The 509-nt window shown below is 33.4% G+C and carries 1 pseudogene; it reads right to left on the bottom strand.

Annotated elements, in window-relative coordinates:
• Nucleotides 1-292: 292 nt before the first annotated feature.
• Nucleotides 293-509, bottom strand: a pseudogene (locus tag V7164_RS22895) (hypothetical protein); the annotation flags it as partial.

The following is a 509-nucleotide window of genomic DNA, read 5'->3' as shown; positions in this document are numbered from 1 at the left end:
TTATAGTGTAGCACGTTGTGCATTGATTTTTATAAGCATTTATCTTTATTAAGTCTAATTCGTAAGCTGAAGTATCTACTTTATGGTATACGAAAATCGCATTTTGACCGAATGCAAGTAAGTCATGCGTCAACCATAGGTTTTGGTGAAGAGCCATATTAAAAAACTTCTTTACTCTTCAATCTGGCCTTATAGCTAAAGAAGGCACAATTCTATTTTAAGAATTGTGCCCGATTGCTGTATAGTAGTGATAAGAGCAGTCCAAACTGCAAGGCTGCTCTCTTCTCAAAATTTAATATTTCTTACCAATTAATATTTCCAAATCAACGGTTATTTGAGCTGAATTTGCTTCTAAGAATAATTTAGCTTGACACTCCGTGGCCGCCCATGATAAAGGAGTCATTTGAACCAGTGTTTGAATTGATGGATTATTAAGTGTCACAGTATAACATAGTCTTGAACTATCTACTAATTTGAAATTCATATTAAATCGTTCAACAGTATTAACA

The organism is Bacillus sp. JJ1474 (genome assembly GCF_036965225.1).
GTDB lineage: Bacteria > Bacillota > Bacilli > Bacillales > Cytobacillaceae > Cytobacillus.
This window is presented reverse-complemented; position numbering and strand designations above follow the sequence as displayed.